Annotated in this window: 20 protein-coding genes; 4 read left to right on the plus strand and 16 right to left on the minus strand. The window is 62.5% G+C overall.

Translation table 11 applies throughout. The features are described 5' to 3' along the window. The first annotated feature begins 91 nt into the window (after positions 1 to 91). Positions 92 to 1138 (plus strand): poly-gamma-glutamate hydrolase family protein, encoded by a 1047-nt coding sequence (locus HALLA_RS10555; RefSeq protein WP_049953312.1) that lies wholly within the window; start codon positions 92 to 94, stop codon positions 1136 to 1138. Between the two features lie 48 nt (positions 1139 to 1186). On the opposite strand, the gene cruF is transcribed toward HALLA_RS10555, so the two are convergent. From cruF to HALLA_RS21620, 11 genes are all read right to left on the minus strand, one after another. Then, complete coding sequence (gene cruF / locus HALLA_RS10560) at positions 1187 to 2116, minus strand: bisanhydrobacterioruberin hydratase (protein ID WP_049953313.1); 930 nt, start codon at positions 2114 to 2116, stop codon at positions 1187 to 1189. After that, positions 2109 to 3014, minus strand: a complete 906-nt coding sequence (locus HALLA_RS10565; RefSeq protein WP_084568990.1) for a prenyltransferase — start codon at positions 3012 to 3014, stop codon at positions 2109 to 2111. The genes cruF and HALLA_RS10565 overlap by 8 nt, the downstream gene beginning before the upstream one ends. 10 nt (positions 3015 to 3024) lie before the next feature. Next, positions 3025 to 4539: a phytoene desaturase family protein gene (locus HALLA_RS10570; protein WP_049953314.1), complete on the minus strand. Its 1515-nt coding sequence runs from the start codon at positions 4537 to 4539 to the stop codon at positions 3025 to 3027. Between the two features lie 95 nt (positions 4540 to 4634). After that, on the minus strand, positions 4635 to 4982 hold the full coding sequence (locus tag HALLA_RS10575) for a hypothetical protein (RefSeq protein WP_049953315.1): 348 nt from the start codon (positions 4980 to 4982) through the stop codon (positions 4635 to 4637). 413 nt (positions 4983 to 5395) lie between these two features. Further along, positions 5396 to 5680 carry a translation initiation factor eIF-1A gene (locus HALLA_RS10580; protein ID WP_082146691.1) on the minus strand — a complete coding sequence of 95 codons (285 nt, stop codon included), beginning with the start codon at positions 5678 to 5680 and terminating at the stop codon, positions 5396 to 5398. Positions 5681 to 5795: 115 nt separating this feature from the next. Further along, positions 5796 to 6908: an NAD(P)-dependent alcohol dehydrogenase gene (locus HALLA_RS10585; protein WP_049953317.1), complete on the minus strand. Its 1113-nt coding sequence runs from the start codon at positions 6906 to 6908 to the stop codon at positions 5796 to 5798. An 82-nt stretch (positions 6909 to 6990) separates the two neighbouring features. Continuing rightward, positions 6991 to 7524 (minus strand): YkgJ family cysteine cluster protein, encoded by a 534-nt coding sequence (locus HALLA_RS10590; protein ID WP_049953318.1) that lies wholly within the window; start codon positions 7522 to 7524, stop codon positions 6991 to 6993. A gap of 97 nt (positions 7525 to 7621) precedes the next feature. Continuing rightward, positions 7622 to 7816, minus strand: a complete 195-nt coding sequence (locus HALLA_RS10595) for a hypothetical protein (protein WP_049953319.1) — start codon at positions 7814 to 7816, stop codon at positions 7622 to 7624. A gap of 183 nt (positions 7817 to 7999) precedes the next feature. Continuing rightward, on the minus strand, positions 8000 to 8422 hold the full coding sequence (locus tag HALLA_RS10600) for a hypothetical protein (protein WP_049953320.1): 423 nt from the start codon (positions 8420 to 8422) through the stop codon (positions 8000 to 8002). Between the two features lie 15 nt (positions 8423 to 8437). Further along, entirely contained in the window at positions 8438 to 8716 is a 279-nt protein-coding gene (locus HALLA_RS10605) for an acylphosphatase (RefSeq protein ID WP_049953321.1), read from the minus strand. A gap of 36 nt (positions 8717 to 8752) precedes the next feature. Beyond that, positions 8753 to 8878 (minus strand): hypothetical protein, encoded by a 126-nt coding sequence (locus HALLA_RS21620; RefSeq protein WP_277921459.1) that lies wholly within the window; start codon positions 8876 to 8878, stop codon positions 8753 to 8755. Between the two features lie 76 nt (positions 8879 to 8954). On the opposite strand from HALLA_RS21620, the gene HALLA_RS10610 reads away from it, so the two are divergent. Both HALLA_RS10610 and HALLA_RS10615 read left to right on the plus strand, forming a co-directional pair. After that, the gene (locus tag HALLA_RS10610; RefSeq protein WP_242406161.1) at positions 8955 to 9950 is read left to right on the plus strand and encodes an mRNA cleavage and polyadenylation specificity factor-like protein; all 996 of its coding nucleotides are present in this window, start codon (positions 8955 to 8957) and stop codon (positions 9948 to 9950) included. Positions 9951 to 10005: 55 nt separating this feature from the next. Continuing rightward, positions 10006 to 10266, plus strand: a complete 261-nt coding sequence (locus tag HALLA_RS10615) for a hypothetical protein (protein WP_049953322.1) — start codon at positions 10006 to 10008, stop codon at positions 10264 to 10266. 218 nt (positions 10267 to 10484) lie between these two features. On the opposite strand, the gene HALLA_RS10620 is transcribed toward HALLA_RS10615, so the two are convergent. After that, positions 10485 to 11411, minus strand: a complete 927-nt coding sequence (locus HALLA_RS10620) for a DNA-3-methyladenine glycosylase family protein (RefSeq protein WP_049953323.1) — start codon at positions 11409 to 11411, stop codon at positions 10485 to 10487. 187 nt (positions 11412 to 11598) lie between these two features. On the opposite strand from HALLA_RS10620, the gene HALLA_RS10625 reads away from it, so the two are divergent. Beyond that, on the plus strand, positions 11599 to 12177 hold the full coding sequence (locus tag HALLA_RS10625) for a DUF555 domain-containing protein (protein WP_049953324.1): 579 nt from the start codon (positions 11599 to 11601) through the stop codon (positions 12175 to 12177). Between the two features lie 383 nt (positions 12178 to 12560). Here the strand turns inward: HALLA_RS10625 and HALLA_RS10630 are convergent, their stop codons facing one another. The 4 genes from HALLA_RS10630 to HALLA_RS10640 form a co-directional block, all read right to left on the minus strand. Then, complete coding sequence (locus tag HALLA_RS10630) at positions 12561 to 12800, minus strand: UPF0058 family protein (protein WP_049954084.1); 240 nt, start codon at positions 12798 to 12800, stop codon at positions 12561 to 12563. Between the two features lie 275 nt (positions 12801 to 13075). Next, positions 13076 to 13255 carry a DUF7836 family putative zinc-binding protein gene (locus HALLA_RS21330; protein ID WP_084568991.1) on the minus strand — a complete coding sequence of 60 codons (180 nt, stop codon included), beginning with the start codon at positions 13253 to 13255 and terminating at the stop codon, positions 13076 to 13078. A 115-nt stretch (positions 13256 to 13370) separates the two neighbouring features. Beyond that, complete coding sequence (locus tag HALLA_RS10635; RefSeq protein WP_049953325.1) at positions 13371 to 14345, minus strand: transcription initiation factor IIB; 975 nt, start codon at positions 14343 to 14345, stop codon at positions 13371 to 13373. Positions 14346 to 14597: 252 nt separating this feature from the next. Further along, complete coding sequence (locus HALLA_RS10640; protein WP_049953326.1) at positions 14598 to 14882, minus strand: DUF357 domain-containing protein; 285 nt, start codon at positions 14880 to 14882, stop codon at positions 14598 to 14600. Between the last annotated feature and the right edge of the window lie 82 nt (positions 14883 to 14964).

Raw genomic sequence — 14964 nt, forward strand, 5'->3', positions numbered from 1 at the left:
AAATAAAATTCGTAATTATAATATGTTCGGTCGATAATAAGGGCACATGGGCGATAAAAAGACCAATCGAACGGTATCGAGAAGAAACATCATGGCTGGGCTGGTCGGCACTCCCGTCCTGTTCGGCGGAGCGATCGGCGCGTACGAAGTAAGCGCTCGCAAGGACTCCGTCGAGTCAGTCGAAAACCAGGCCGTCGACAGGGACGGCGAGTCGACCGAGGTCACCCTCGGCTTCGACACGCAGGACCGGTTCGACGAAGAGACGTTCACCTACCTCGCGGCGAGTTCGGACGTCCTCAACGTCGTCGGACGAACGACCGGCGAGCAAGTTCGCGTCCGACGAGGGGACGACGAGTACGCAGTCTACACGATCGACCGAGAGGATAGCGACGACGAGCGCTCCGTGTTCGCCAACGAACTGGCACGCGCCCGTCTCGACCTCGAGAACGTCGACTGGGAGGACATCGGTGACTGTCGCATCACTTGTCCGCGACCCTCGGTCGATGTCCCGATCAACGACGAGGACGAGGTCGAAGTCGAAGTCAACCCGACGGTCGTCGATCCGGATCTATCCGTCGACGAAGCCGAAGACCAAGGCGAATACGTCGAGGTCGTCGACTCGAGCGATGCGAACGCGATCGTCCTCTCGCCACACGGCGGGGACGTCCAGCCGCACACCGGCGAGCAGGCCGAAACCGTCGTCGACGAACTGGACGGGGACGTTGCTCACTGGGGAACGCGCGGATACAGCACCAACGGGAGCGCGTTCATCCGCTGGTACGTTCCGTCCTACAACATGTCCGAGGCCTCCTACCCCGGCCTCGCAGCGGTTAGCGAGAACGAGTACGAGTACGCGATCTCGTTCCACGGAACCTGCGACCCGGTGATTCAGATCGGCGGACAGGCACCCGAATCGTTCCGCGCCGAGGTTCGCGACGCGATCAACGAAGTCCTCGCGGACACCGACTACGAAGCGGTTCTTGGCTCCGGCGACTACCGTGTTGACGGGGACCAGACCCTGCCGAACCGTCTCGCATCCCGCTGTGGGATCTGGATCGGACAGGACGACGACTCGAGAGCGCAGTACGGGACGGAGATCGCGCAAGCGGTCGCGGGCGTCCTCGAGACCCGGATCTAACCGACCGGTCACCGACGCGTTCATCGAAATCCCCTCTTTTCGCGAAACTCAGAACGACTCTCGCCATCCGTCTGGAAGCGACGAGGCGAGCGTCTCGAGATCGTACCGATCCGTCTGCAGCAAGCCACCGCCAAACAGGAGCGCGACGCCGACGGCGAGCCAGTTCCCGTAGAGAACGTTGATCGTCCCCCACAGCAAGACGAAGCTCACGAGGTCGTCGAGGACGAACTCGCAGTCGTCGACTCGAGCCCGCAGCGCCGAGCGGTCGAACGCGATGTCGACGAGGACGACCGCGACGGTGCCCGAGAGGAGCCAGCCGAGGTAGTTCGAGACTGGGACGCCGTAGTAGCTCCCGGCGGGGTCGTATGCCCAGAAACCGATCGCAACCGCTCCGGGGTCGAGCACGAGGTCGACGGCGACGACGGCGAGAATCGCGACGGGCAAGCGGACCAACGCGCTGTCGGCGAGTTCCTCGAGCACCAACAGCGTCAACAGGTACGCGTTGAGCACGAGCGGGACGAAAAACAGCGGCAGGGCCAGCGGGACCTCGCCGAAGAGCATCGGCCCGAGCTGGATCGAGTACTCGAAGGCCCCGTAGGGCCAGTCGGTTCGGACGCCGACCATTTCGATGGCGTACGTGTAGGCCGTCAAGAACGCGAGCAGGCCGAGCGCTCGCCGATCGATTCGGGGGAGAAGCCCGACCACGAGCGGCGAACGCATGACCGCAGTTCCAAAAAGGAGAAACAGCGGATTGTACGCGAACGGTGCCGGGACCAGCCCCGCCGCGCTTGCGAGCAACGTCACCGCGCCGACGATCGGAAAGACGACCGCGATCGTGAACCGATGCTCCCGAACGAGCGCCTCGAGCCGTCGCTGGACAGCCGCTCGCGTGCGTGGCGTCCTCGAGTCGTCGCCGCTCGAGCGGCCTGGCTCGGACGCGACGTCCGGGTCGTCCTCACCGGCTCCGTTCTCAGCCATAGAACAGCCTCCAGAGCCCGCCCATCGTCAGGACGGCTCCGACGGCGGTGTTGATCGCGGGAAACCACCAGTACGCCCGATCGACGGCCACGCTCGCGGTTGCGACGGCCGCGACGAGCGCCGGGTAGACGAGCATGAGCGCGCCGAGGCGATACTCGAGCGCACCGAAGGCGACGGCGGCGAGCAGCCAGCAGACGCCGCAGTAGGCGTACGTCCGTCTCTCGCCGAGCACCGTCGCCGTCGTTCGGATTCCGGTCGCTCTGTCGGGTTCGATATCGGGAATCGCCGAAAAGGTGTGCATGGCCATCGCCCAGAGCCAGCCGGCCAGGATCGCGAGCAGCGGGGGCTGGCTCCCGGCGACGGCCGCGTAGGCCGCTCCGGCGGGGGCGACGTAGAGCCCATTTGAAAGCGAATCGAGGGGCGGCGTGGTTTTGAACCGAAGCGGCGGCGCGCTGTAGGCGGCTCCCAAGAAGAGAAATACCGCGAGCCACGGCCACACTCCGGACGAAAGCACCGGAAAGAACGCCAGCGGAAGGAGCGCGCACGCGGCGACGGCGACGGGGACGACCCGCTGTCCCTCGTAGCGGGTTTCTTTGTCCGCCTTTTTCGGATTCGCTGCATCGATCTCCCGGTCGTAGATGTCGTTGATCCCGTACAGGAACACGTTCGCCGGGAGCAGGAAGTACCCGAGCAGGACGACGACCGGCAGCGAAATGAGGTCGCCGGCAGACGCCGCCGCGTACGCGACCCCCACGAGCACCGGCCCCGCCAGATACAGCCAGAACCGCGGTCTCGAGAGCGCCAGCAGGTATCGAAGCGTCCCCGCGGGCGTATTTGTGCTCTCAGTTGCCTCGATGCGGACCGATTCGGCGTCGCCGCTCGGTTCGTCGTCGGTCATCGGTCCGTAGTCATCCGCCGTAGTCCTCGAACACGGCGTCGGCCGTGAGTTCGCCGCTGATGAGACACATCGGGACGCCGATGCCGGGCGTGGTGTACGATCCCGTAAAGTAGAGGCCGTCGACCTCCTTCGACCGGTGGGGCGGCCGAAACAGTGCGGTCTGGCTGAGCGTGTGTGCCATCCCCAGGGCCGTTCCCCGGTAGCTGTTGTACCTGTCGGCGAAGTCCTCGACGCTGAATCGCTCCTCGAGGACGATCCGGTCGCGGAGGTCCTCGCCGGTGTTCGCCGCGATGTCCTCGAGCACCTGCTCTCGGTACCGTTCGCGGCGCTCGGGGGTATCCTCGAGGCCGGGTGCGATCGGAACGAGGACGAAGAGGGTGCTGTGGCCGTCCGGTGCGACGTCGTCGTCCGTTTTCGACGGCACGCAGCAGTAGTAGGCGGGGTCGTCGGGCCAGGCCGGTTCCTCGAAGATCTGCTCGAAGTGCTGGTTCCACTCCGTCGGGAGGACGAGCGTGTGGTGGGCGAGTTCGTCGACCTCGCCCTCGAGGCCGAGATAGAGCAAGAACGCGGATGGCGCGTACGTCCGCGACTCCCAATAGTCAGGGTCGTAGCCGCGCTGGTCGGGCGCGAGCAGTTCCTGCTCGGTGTGTGCGTAATCGGCGTTGCTGACCACGATGTCGGCCTCGAACGCGCTGGGGCGTGCGGGTGAATCCTCCCCATCTCGAGGATCGGTTTCGACTAAAAACGCGCCGTACCTGCCCTTGATCGCCGTGACCGGCTGGTTCGTTTCGTAGGTGACGCCGAGTTCGCGACCCAGTTCGACGAACGCGTCGATAACGCCGCCGACTCCGCCTTCGGGATACCAGACGCCGAGGGTAAAATCGACGTGGCTCATCAGGTTGTACAGCGCCGGCGTGTTGTTCGGCGATCCCCCGAGAAAGACCAGCGTGTACTGCATGATCTGCTGGAGCTTCGGATGGTCGAAGTACTTCTCGACGTGGCCCTGCATCGTCCCGAGCAAGGAGAGCCCTCGAGCCTGTCGCGCGACGTCGAGGTCGAGGTAGTCACGCACCCGCGTTCGGTCCTCGTAGACGAAGTGTTCCATCCCGACCTCGTAGTTCTCGCGAGATTTCTCGAGATACCGTTCTAACGCCTCGCCGGCTCCGTCCTCGTAGGATTCGAAGAGCGCTTTCGTCTCCGCGAGGTCGGGCGTGATGTCCACCTCGTCGCCGTCCTTGAAGAAAATTCGATAGTGCGGATCGAGGTGGGCGAGGTCGTAGTAGTCCGTCGGCGTACGATCGAACCGGCCGAAAAAACGCTCGAATACGTCCGGCATCAGGTACCACGAGGGACCCATATCGAATCGAAAGCCGTCTCGCTCGAGCACCGACGCTCGGCCGCCGAACTGTTCGTTCTTCTCGATGACGCGGACGTCCGCTCCCGCATCCGCGAGGTAACAGGCCGTCGACAGCCCGCCGACGCCAGCGCCCACGACGGCGACTGATTCACCAGCCAACGAGTTCATTGCACCCAGATAACAGGGACTGGGTGATAAGGCTGAGTCACACATAGGTAGGTTTCGTGACGGATCGCGGACGATACAACGAAAGGGAGTCCTCGTCACTCGAGGACTTCTTCGTGGATCGACTCGCCGCTTCCCGGCTTCGACTCCCACTCCCACTCGTCTTCGACCCTGATGCGGCCGTCTTCGAGGAGTTCGACGTCGCCGACCGAGTGACCGGTCGCCGTTTCGCCGTCCGCGTTGATCTGGGCGTATCGAACGTCCCACCGTTCGCCGTCGAACGTGCCGACCAGGTGACCGTCCACGACGGCACCGCCGGAGTAGGTCGCGTACAGTCGGTTCCCCGTCTGTTCGAACTGAAAGTACGTGTCCGCACCGACTTCTCCCGACTCGTCGTTTGCAACACCGGCGAGCGTACGGCCGTCGAACGAGATTTCGTCTGCCATACGGAAACTGTCACGGCGAGCGAAATAACAATTCTACCACTCGAGTCTCGGGACGGCGACACTTCTCGAGGCGGCGACACTGTACGACCTGCGTGCGAAGAAAGCGGAAAACAGATCGCGCGGATATGAGACTCAGGTCCTCGCCGCGTCGTTCTCCCACACGAGGATGCGCGATCCGTGTCGATTGGTTCGGTAAGTGCTACGCAACACACTGGCTGCCTGTCACCGGACTTGCTATCGACCGGCGGTAGCTATGTGTTGGGTTCCCATGCCAATAAAAGTATGGGTGAGAGTGACACGCACAGAATGGTCGGAAGGTCCGCCGGTGAGCTCAGTCGAGCATTCCTCGGATGGAGATGAATCTCTCTCGAGAAGCAGAAGACTCCGTGTGAGCACGGACGTCAATAAGTCGGTTAGTCGATGTGTCCTTCGCGTCGCAGCTGATCTGCGTCCTGCCCGGAGTAGCGCCATTCGATGGTCGCCTTCTCGTCTTGCCAGTCCCACGGTTCCGCGACGACGATATCGTCCTCGTTGATCCAGGTCCGATACTTCATGCGGCCGGGGATACGGCCGAGGCGCTCTTCACCATCCTGGCAGCGAAGCCGGACGTGGTTTCCACCGAGATGTTCGGTAACGACTGCGAACACCTCATCGTTGTTGGGCATGCGAAGGTTCCGCCGCCCTGTGTCTTCAGTCACACTAGCTATACGACCGCCGGACGGTTAAATCATTTGAGTCGCACGGTATCGTGACACTCACCTACAAGTTACAGCGGATCGCCAGCCAGACGCTCGCTCGAGAGAGAAAACGCGCTCAGGGCTCGCTCACACGGAGCACGGGCTTGATCGTCCGGCCGTCTTCGGAATCCTCGACCGCCTCCTCGATTTCGTCGAACTCGTAGTAGGTGACGAGTTCGTCGAACGGGAACTTACCCTGTCGGTAGAGTTCGACGAGATCCGGGATGAACTGTTTCGGGTTGGAGTCGCCCTCGACGATTCCGGTGATCGATCTGCCGTGGAGGATGAGGTCGTTGACGTCGAAACTCGCCTCGGTCCCGAGCGCGGGCGCGCCGACGATGCCGGCGGTGCCGCGCTGCGTGAGCGAGTCGATCGTCTGTTCGACGACCTCGGGAACGCCCGTCGTCTCGAGGGCGTAGTCGACGCCGCCGCCGGTCAGTTCCCGAATGTGCTCGATAGTGTCGTCGACGGCCGTCGGATCGACGGTCTCGGTCGCGCCCAGATCCGCGGCCAACTCGCGGCGGTTGTCCTTCAACTCGACCGAGATGATGTCGGTACAGCCCTCGATATCTGCGGCCATCACTGCCGAGAGTCCGACCGAGCCCGCGCCGAAGATCGCGATCGACGAGCCGGTCTTTGGCTCCAGCGAATTGATGACCGCTCCGGCACCCGTCTGGATGCCACAGCCGAGCGGCCCGAGCAGTTCCAGCGGAACGTCGTCCTCGACGGGAACGACGTTGCGTTCGGTCGCGATGGCATGGGTCGCGAACGACGATTGACCGAAGAACCGGCCGCTCACCGTCTCGCCGTTTCGAGAGAGCGGCGAAGTCCCGTCTTCGGGTCGTGCCCCGCCGAAGTTGTGTGCGAAGAAGTCCTCACAATAGGCTGGTTGGCCGGCGTGACAGCTGGGACAGTCCTCGTCGTAGTCGAAGCTCAGGACGACTCGATCACCCGGTTCGACCGACGTGACGGTGTCGCCGACCGACTCGACGATGCCCGACCCCTCGTGTCCGAGCACCGCCGGCAGCGGCGTCGGATACAGCTGATCGCGAACGATCAGGTCCGTGTGACAGACGCCGGCTCCGACGATGCGGACCCGCACTTCGTTTGCCTGTGGCTCCTCGAGATCGACGCTCTCGATTTCGAACGCGCCCCCTTCTTCGTCGACCACGGCAGCATCAATTTGCATGACAATACCACCCACAACGGGAGGTGCCAAATATGTTATGAGCTATTAAGATATGGGCAGAACACAGCACCGCTGTTGGCTCTCACAAGACCCGTTCAGAATCCGGGTTCTCGAGGTCCCACAGCACTGCCGGGAGGAACGCCTCGAGGTTCTCGATGACGCGGCGGTCGCTGACGTTCAGCCCCTCGCAGTGGTCGTGTGCCGAGTCCCGAATGTCGACGTGCAGGTCGCCGTCCTCGAGCCAGACGCCGAGCGGAAACACCGAACACCGGGTGGGCTTCCAGTCTTCCTCGAGGTGGAGCGAACAGAGCCCGTCCTCCCGGAGGAACGCGCAGGCGTTGCCGTCCTCGTCGACGTGTGCCTCGCGGTCTTTCGGCTCGCGGGTGACGAATTTCTCGCCGCGAAAGTCCGTGGTCGTCTCTGCGAGGTTCGCTCGTGCCGCGAGTTCGATCAAATCCTGGTCGTAGAGCAAGACGCCGTGGTGACAACACCAGGTGCAGTCGTCGACGCACTCGAACGTGAGGTCGGGGTCGAACTCGACGACGGCCTCGCGCCCGTCGTACACCTCGATTCGTCGCGGCCCGGTTCCGCAGTCGTTCGGCGTGTCGGTGCTCACGCTCGAGGGAAGGCGGCGCGTTCTGAAGTGCCTTTCTCCACGAGCGCGGCGGATCCTGCGGTCGCGGGAACGGGGCCACTCATCGGGGAGAACAGGGTCACTCCTCGACGACGAGATAGGTGTGCGACCCCCGGTGCTCGAGCGAGACGCGGTCCGTGCCCACGTTCGTTCGGACGAACTCCTCGACGCCTTTCGCCTGCAAATCGCTGACGTCGATCCGCGGTCGATCGGACTCGGCCACGGGCTCTCGATCGGTCCCTTCGTCGTCGAAGCGCTCCACGAGTTGATTCATACCCGTCAGTTGGACCGATAGTACGTGAAACCGATCCGTCCGCGGTGAAAGTGAAAGTGAGAGACTGAATCGGGGTCCCGCGGTCGCTCCCGTCCGGCCGTCTCAGACCAGTCCGCGGGCCGGTTCGCTCGAGCGCGGGTCGCTGACAGACCGTGGCTCCGAACGCGAGTCCGCCCCTCGAGATCAGCCGAGCCGTTTCACGTCGACGCGGTGGCCGCCGTCGTCTCCGTCGACCTGCTCGAGAGTCACGGCCTCGAGGATCGCCTCCGATGCCTGTTCGCGCCACGCCTCGAGCGCTCGCTCCCGTCGATCTCTGATTCGATCAGGATCCCCAGTCTGATCGTCCCCGGAGCGCTCGTCGAAGGAGGGGTAGGCCTCGAGCACCTCGTCTGCGAGGAGGTCGTCCGGCTCGAGGTGGATCGCCTCGCTCACGCGCCCGTCCTCGTCGTGGTAGACGTGGAGTCGGGCGCGCATTCGACCGTGAAAGGGCGGCGTGACTCGAAGGACGGCGGTGCCGGGGTTCTCGCGGCCGTAAATCGCCGCGTCGACGACGTCCTCGGTAGCGACGGCGAGCGAGCGGATCGACGACGGATCTGAATCGGACATGGCGGGTCGAACGCGTCAGTACCGAATCTCGAACCCGTCTTCGCCCTCGGGCGCTTCGAACTCCGCCTGCACGTCGCTGACGTCCGCGGCGGGACTCCCCTCGTGGCACCACTCGACCATCGACTCGACTGCCTCCTCGGGACCTTCGAACACCGCCTCGACGCGTCCGTCCTCCAGATTTTTCACCCAGCCGTCGACGCCCGCGTCGCGGGCCGTATCCCGCGTCGTCGCTCGATAGTAGACGCCCTGTACCGTGCCGGAGACGAAGACGTGCGCTCGCGTTCGCTCGGTCATGTGGGTTCGCAAGCGGGCGAGGGGTAAAAATCCGGCCTACCGAGTCGGACGGGCCTCCATCGAATCGATCCGCTCTCTCGAGACGGACTGTCGGCGCTCGAGCCAGTCGTAGCGCGCGCTGGCGATCCGCTCGAGCGGGTCGCTCGAGACCCTTGAAGTCATGACCAAAAACGATAGCCCGAGAACGATAGACCAAAAATCGACAAATCAAGGGTGCTCGAGCCCCTTCCCTCGAGTAGTGACGGTCAGACACCGCGACGGCATCCACTTCGAGGGCGAGCCTCACGTCGTCGCCGACGCGAGGAGTGCGGTCGGCGACGTCAACATCGTAAGCCACGCCCACGCGGATCACACGTTCGGCTCGAGCACCCGCTCGCCCGAACCGATCGTCTGCTCGATCGAGACGGCCGCCATCGCCGAGGCGCGCTCGGGAGCCAGCTTCGCGTTCGTCGAGTCGACGCCGGAAATCGACCTCGTCCCCGCCGGCCACGTCGTCGGCTCTCGAGCGGCCCTGTTCGAGGACGCGACCGGGCGGCGCTACTGCTACACGGGCGACTTTTCGATCCGGGACCGAGCCTACCTCGAGGGGTTCGACCCCGAGTCCATCGACGCGGACGTGCTGGTGATGGAGACGACCTACGGACTCTCGAAATACCGGTTCCCGCCGCAGGACGAACTCGAGGCGCAGATCGGCGACTGGATCACAGAACACGACGACCGGCCGCTCTTTCTGTTCGGATACTCGCTCGGCCGCGCCCAGAAGCTCCAGTGGCTCGCCGGCGAGGTTTCGAATCGCGACGTGTTGGTCTCCGAATCGATCGCTCGAGTGAACCGCGCCATCGAGACGGTGACGGAGCTCTCTTTTTCGGCTCGAGCGTACGAAGACGGCGAATTAGGAGACTTAACGGACGAGATCGTCGTACTTCCCTCGAACCAGGCCAGAGCCGACTGGGTCGAACGAACGGTCGAACGAGTCGACGGGCACAAAGCCGGGTTCTCCGGCTGGGCCGTCGACGACGGCTTTCTGTATCGGGGCAACTACGACGTCACGTTTCCGCTCACCGATCACTGCGACTACGACGAACTCCTCGAGACCGTCGAGGCGGTCGACCCCGAAATCGTCTATACGAACCACGGCTTCGAGGAGGCGTTCGCGGACGACCTCGCCACCGAGTGCGGCTATCGAGCGCGGCCGCTCAAACGAAATCAAACGACGCTCGAGGAGTTTTGCTGATGCTACAAGGCAATCGAATCGAGACGAAAGGACGTAACAAGGCGGTGAGATCGTAATGGGACCGATCGAGTGGCTCGAAGAGGAGTTCGTCGACGTCTCGAGTTCTCGAGCCGATCTGCGAGAGATCCTCGAACTCGTTCTCGGGTCGATTTTACTTCTGGTTGCCGCCACCGGACTGACGGCGGTGTTCCTCGGTCGAACGGAAGCGCTCGTCGTCACCGGCGTGCTCGGCGCGGTGCTCGCGATTACCGTACTCTCGCAGGCCTATTGGGCGATCACCGGACGGGAGGATTACCGGGACGAGCGGGACGGGTGAGGGGTCTGGGAACGGTGAGAGGATTGGGGCGGGCGAGGAGACTTGGACGGGTAAGGTGACTGGGACGGGTGAGCGGACTCGAGTCGATCCGGGCGGTCACCGTCGCCTGCCCACAGTTGACCGCTCACCGATGCCTGCTCACAGTTGACTCACTGTTGCCTACTCACGGTCGGCACCCGCTGTTGTCCGCTCACAGTCGAGCGCGTGCCGTCGACCGATCACTGACCGGTGCGAAGGTAATGAAAGACGTACGTTTGGGCGTAGCCGGCGTACTCCCCGCCGAAGCGCTCGCGGATCGCCCGGGAGGTTTCGGCGTAGTTCCCGCGGTCGCAGTCGGGGTAGTAGTCGGCGACGGCAGTCTTGATCCAGGTGTCGAGCGGGACGGCCTCGTCGAAGCCGAGCGAAAATAGGAGAACGCAGTCTGCGACCTTGTCGCCGACGCCGACGAACCGGGTGAGATACTCGCGAGCGTCTTCGTACTCGAGGTCGCGTGCCGCCTCCGGACGGGCCTCCCCGATCGCGACCATCTCCGCCGTTCGGACGACGTAGGGAGCGCGATAGCCGAGCCCGAGGTCCCGAAGTTCGGCCTCGGTCGCCGCCGAGAGCTGTTCGGGACGGGGGAACGCGTGATAGGTCTCGCCGTCGAACTCGATGGCGTCGCCGTAGGTTCGAGCGAGCGTCGAGACCATCCCGTGGATTCGACTGACCCGCATCTGGGCCGAGCAGATGAACGAGATCAGGGTGCCAAACGGTGGGTCCTCGACCAGCCGAAGCCCGCGATGGGCGTCATAAGCCTTCTCGAGCAGGGGATCGTCCGGCGTCGAGTCGACGATCGCCTCGAGGTCGTCCTCGAGTCTGAGCAGGCGGCAGATCGTCCGTTCGCGGTCGGCGGTCGCTTCCCACTCGAGGACGCCGCCGGTCGTCCCGGCTTCGCTCGCACCGCGGCGTCGAACGCGGATCACGTCGCCGTCGACGACGGTGGAGTACCACAGCCCGCGATCGTCACCGGCATCTTCATCTGTGCCTGCGTCGGCGTACATCCCGCCGTCCTCGCGCCGCCAGAGATAGCTCTGGCCGCTCTCGAGCGTTCGGTAGAGGTCGAAGCCGCCCGGACAGTTCTCGATCGGAATCGCGCCCGTTTCCATTGGCTCGCAATTCGCCAGCGACGGCTTGGGACTTTCGAAGGTGCGACGGGCACCGGGCATTGTGTGGACCGATAGGCCGGGACCGAAACGTAACCGGATTCCAAACGCCGTCAAACCCACCGCATCGCGTTTTCAGCCCGCTTACACGGGGCGAAGCTTCATACTGTTGGCTATACAATACCACGATATGAACTGCAGGGTTGTCGTCGAGGCCGCCGTGCCCGTATACGACGTCGAGACGGAAAACGAGGCAATCCGTATCGGGATTTCCAAGACCGGTGAGATGTTGAACCCTGATCTGAACTACGTCGAAATCAACATGGGGACGCGAACCTCGCCGTCGGGCGAGGAACTCGAGCCCGCCTTTATCGCAGCCGACGAAGCGCTCGTCGCACTCGAACTCGAGATGACCGTGTTCAACGTCGAGCGCGAGGAACACGCCTCCCGAATCGCCCGCAAGGAAATCGGCCAGCGACTCGAGAACATTCCGCTCGAGGTGCTCCGCGTCGAGGTGATCGAAGACGAAGACGACACGGACGAGGAAAGCGAGTCGACCAGTGACTCCTCGCCGGATGACGACGCGCTCGAGACTGCCGACGAGACGGCAGGTGACGGTGAGGGGTCAGGGTCGAACGACTCGGATTCAGACGCCAACGAGCCGTCCGAAAACGACGAAGAAACGACAGCCACCTCGTCTACAGGCGAATCATCGACGGACGACGAAGACGACGACGTGTTACCGGAGTTCGAGGAGCTACTCGAGTAACGCCGTTGTCGCGGAGTAACGTCGCTGTGGCGTGATGAAAGGCGAGCGCTCGAGCGATTCTATAGCCGTCTCGATCCACCGTCGAGCCGACGGTTCCGTTCGACACGGTCGAATGTCATCGAATGTGATCGGGTCGAATACGAAAGGGAGTGGCGGGTGTCGCATAATATGGTATTGGACGGAGACAGTGTCGCGTATCCCAGACGGCGCGGGGACGAAACAGTTACTTGGACGAGAATAGGAGAGTGATATTGCCTCGTGAACGATCGAGCGGCGACGCGATCGGACTCGAAAGTGTAAAAATCGATGAGCGGTACCCAGGACAGGAGCCCAGTTCCGGTGTTGTCACTCCGGATGTTAGTTCCAGAGGAGTCGACGTGTCTTCAGTCGGCGGTAGCGGCGACTGCTTCCTGTTCTTCTTCCTCACGCATATTGTACGTGATTCCCCCAGCAATCGCAAAAACGGCGGCTTTGTGGTCTGTTTTCGATTTGTGGATTGATGTCGGCCGAATACCCAACGACTCGTATTCGTCGAGGTTAATCTGACAGTCTTCCCATGCAGCACACTGGTTCGATACTTCGGCAAGAAGGCCGTGAAGGTGAATGAGCTCCTGTTTCTTCATAACCATGCAATTGTAACCACTGCAGGGTTATATTATTATCTTGAGAAGCGTTAACATGCAGGGCCTGTCTCTGTAGTTGCCTGTTTCCACGATGGACGGTTCAATGGTTGGACCGAATTCGTCGAAACTATCGACAAAGATCACCGCCCGTCGAGTAAGTCTATCTTACTATCGAATAGTCACTGCATTCGAGGAGTGTTCGAGGGCTCGAGACGGATTGCCGTCGCCAATCGGGCGGCAGGTAGTGGCCGGTGCGTGGAAAGCCGAGACTTCGTTTAACCGAGTTGTTTGAGCGTTCGGAGATCTCGATCCGTTCTGGTGAACTCCGATGTCAACCTCGAGGCGTGACAGTTCGGGCAATGAAAGAGTTCCGTGGATTCGGGTAGGTCGGTCGGAGGTCGCTGCCAATCTTTCGTACACTCGGGACACAACAATTGGATCGACGTCTCGTCCATGCTACTCTATTGCATACCAGAGGTGAAAAAACTTCCTCGGACGTGTCGGTTCGTAGAAAACAGGTGATTCGCTACCGAGAAGTCGAGTTACGCCGCAAGCGGTCGATCGACCGATTTAGGCCGGCGTCGCCGTATCCGAGGCTTCAAGCAGTTCCTTGTAGCGGTTTCGAATCGTTACTTCCGAGATGTTCGCCACTTCGCTGACCTCGTTCTGGGTGACCTTCTCGTTAGTCAACAGTGCGGCGGCGTAGACCGACGCCGCGGCGAGTCCGACGGGCGATTTGCCGCTGTGGACGCCTTCCTCGCGGGCGGCATCGAGGAGTTCTCGAGCCATTCGCTCGGTCTCCTCGGAGAGGTCGAGTCCGCTGGCAAATCGGGGAACGTACTGTTCTGGATCCGCCGGCTGGACTTCCAGTCCGAGTTCCCGGATGATGTAGCGGTAGGTCCGGGTTAACTCCATCTTGTCGACGCGGCTGACCGCCGAGATCTCGTCGAGGCTTCGCGGCGTTCCGGCCTGTCGAGCGGCCGCGTACAGCGAGGCGGTCGCGACGCCCTCGATCGAGCGTCCGGGGAGGAGGTCCTCCTCTAACGCGCGGCGGTAGATGACCGACGCCGTCTCGCGGACGTTCTCGGGGAGGCCGATCGCACTCGCCATCCGATCGATCTCGCCGAGCGCCTGCTTTAGGTTTCGCTCCTTGGAGTCTCGCGTTCGGAAGCGCTCGTTCCACGTGCGCAGGCGCTGCATCTTCTGACGCTGGCGAGAGCTCAGGGAGTTGCCGTAGGCGTCTTTGTCCTGCCAGCCGATGTTCGTCGACAGGCCCTGGTCGTGCATCATGTTCGTGGTCGGCGCGCCGACGCGGGACTTCTCGTCTTTCTCGGCGGCGTCGAACGCGCGCCACTCCGGACCGCGGTCGATCTCGTCCTCTTCGACGACGAGGCCACAGTCCTCACAGACCGTCTCGGCGTGTTCCGCATCGGAGACGACCCGTCCACCACACTCCGGACAGCGCTCTTGCTCATCGGCGTTTGTACTCGTTTCCTCTTCTGTCTCACTTTCGCGTGAGTACGTTCGAATCGTTGTATCAGTCATGGTGTATCGAGTTGGTTACTTGGGACTCCCGGGTGGGGGGAACCAGAAGAAAACCCGGTCGTCGCAGCTAACATAGTGTAAGGGCGAAGAGTTTATAAACCTTTTGCCTACTTTATAAACTGATCGCCGAATCAGTTAAATACGTTTCGTCTATATACTGATCGATCGTGATCAATTTTGGGAAGACAATCTCCCTCACAAGTATAACGTTGTCGGTCACCGCTAGCTTGCAGTATAGACGAATACATTCGGTCAAACGGTAAAAAGGTGGCCGTCCGTCGGAACGTCGAACAGACCGACTCGAGCGCCGGCGTCGAGCCACGCGTGGCCGTAGGAAAACGACGCCAGCGCGTTCACGAGGTCCCCCTGCTCGCGGAAGTGAGTTCCGTCCGCGAGATAGGAGTCGGCCATCTCGTAGCACTCGGCCGCGGCGTCGGCCATCGGGGTTCCCTCGGGCGGCGCGACGGTCGCTTCCGAGAGCGCTTCTGTCAGTAATTCACCATATCGGTCCGTCTTTTCCTCGAGATCTGCGGCCATCGGTGTAGCCATCGGGGCTCGAACCCGTAAGTGCGTCGTCCTAATTGACAGGTTTCGGGACAGATATCAATCGGTTTGTATC

Source organism: Halostagnicola larsenii XH-48 (genome assembly GCF_000517625.1).
In the GTDB taxonomy this organism is placed as follows: domain Archaea; phylum Halobacteriota; class Halobacteria; order Halobacteriales; family Natrialbaceae; genus Halostagnicola; species Halostagnicola larsenii.